Raw genomic sequence first — 1,662 nt, forward strand, 5'->3', positions numbered from 1 at the left:
GCGCTCGGCGGCCACGTACGAGTTGCCCGTTGCCATGGACAGCGTGTTGCGAATCAGGCCGTCTGAAATCTGCGGATGCGTTTCGTTCCAGTCGGTTTCCATGACGCCCTTGTCACGCGCGTCCACAACGAGCAGAAAACCCTGTTCCTGCCAGAAGCGGCGAATCTGCGGCCACGCTTGTTCCGGCGACTTGTTGTCGATGACCAGCCACCGCTCCGTACCGTCGCGCTGGATATGCATGCCGGAAACCGGCGGAATCACCGTAGGCGCGCTCGGCGCGACCTTCTGCGTCTGCTGGAGGTCGGACAGCGACGCCTGTCCACCCTGCGGCGGCAACGAGCGCTGGTCGCCCGATTCCTCAAGGAGATTGGGCGGGACGGCAAGGGATGCCTGCTTTGACCGGGAATCGCTCTTGTAATTGATTGCGTTAGGCGACGACGTACCACATCCGGCAACCAGGCCACCCGCCAACAGGAGGGCTGCCACCTTCAAAGCCGGCTTGTTCACACGAAAATCTGTCATGTTTGGGAAATCCTTCCGCTACGCCACGGCGTTTTCCGTGGATCAACCAAGCATTTTACCGGTCCCGCGCGCCGCCGTGCAAAAACAGTGCTCTCGCAGGTCTGCAATGGTCGTGGGCTGAGCCGGCTATTTACCTTCAAAGATGAAATCTGCGCGCTGAAACGGACGGATCATTGCGTCGCGGCGCACCCTCAATTGCGCCGTTTCGAGATCCACTTTTTGTGTCGTCCCAGCGCATCGTTTCAGTATCGGTTCAGACCGCATCGCTCAATTGAAATCTCAAAAATAGTCGCACCCACGCTTTGAGCGACAATTTATGACAATCGATCTTGTATTGTCCTAGTCATTAATTCATCACCAACACTTTGTTTAATAAGCAGTTTTAACTAATTTTTTGAGCCGCACGAAAGACCCTACAAGATATTTCCTTACTTGATTCCTGATTACTTCGTCATCTTAAAATTAAGCCTCAATAACAAGAATGGCCACGAGAACGGAGTACATCATGTCTTACCTACATACGCTCACCTCACTTCGGGCAGCGAGCGCTGTCTTGCTGGCTGCAGCGGCTGGCTCAGTGCATGCACAACTGGGATCGACGCTCGGCAATGCTGCGATTGGTTCGGGTACCTCCAACGCGCTTGCAGCGGTGATTCATCAAGCCGGTAACAGTGCGGTTCGCTGGCAGGAAACAACCGATGCCAACCAGATCCGCGTGCGGCAATACTTATCGCCAGCGACGGGACTGGTCTACGCGGTCAGTTGGGATGGGCCAGCCATGCCCGATGTATCGGCGTTGCTCGGCACCTGGTTCGACCGGTATCGGCAAGGCGCGAGCGCTGCGCTGGAGAGCGCAAGCGGACTGCATTCATCGCGGGTGGACGGCAGCGATTTTGTCGTGGAGACGCACGTGCGCCTTCGCGACTTCAGCGGCCGCGCCTGGCTTCCCGATGCGCTGCCCGCCGGCGTTGCTGCGGCTGACATCGAATAAGGGGGAATCATGCGAAATAGTCCGACCTGACGTTGCCCGCGAATTTCGGATCCCTTAACTGAGTGAGATTATGCCACCCGTTGGTTCTGGGCAGCGTACCAGTCCCGCTCGAACTGCATCGGACTGACGTAGCCCAACGTCGAGTGCAA

Annotated in this window: 2 protein-coding genes; one reads left to right on the top strand and one right to left on the bottom strand. The window is 57.1% G+C overall.

The annotated features are described in order from the left end of the window. Positions 1 to 522 (bottom strand): outer membrane protein assembly factor BamC (gene bamC / locus ACRXB1_RS35680; protein ID WP_449494727.1); only part of this gene is annotated, 522 nt, incomplete at its 3' end. A gap of 505 nt (positions 523 to 1,027) precedes the next feature. Between bamC and ACRXB1_RS35685 the strand changes: the two genes are divergently transcribed. Beyond that, the gene (locus tag ACRXB1_RS35685; RefSeq protein ID WP_069638358.1) at positions 1,028 to 1,513 is read left to right on the top strand and encodes a DUF2844 domain-containing protein; all 486 of its coding nucleotides are present in this window, start codon (positions 1,028 to 1,030) and stop codon (positions 1,511 to 1,513) included. Positions 1,514 to 1,662 lie beyond the last annotated feature (149 nt).

The organism is Caballeronia sp. M23-90 (assembly GCF_053574605.1).

Bases quoted from the DNA above. Each gene is read 5' to 3' on its own strand.
- ACRXB1_RS35685 (WP_069638358.1), top strand. From the start codon at position 1,028: ATGTCTTACCTACATACGCTCACCTCACTTCGGGCAGCGAGCGCTGTC.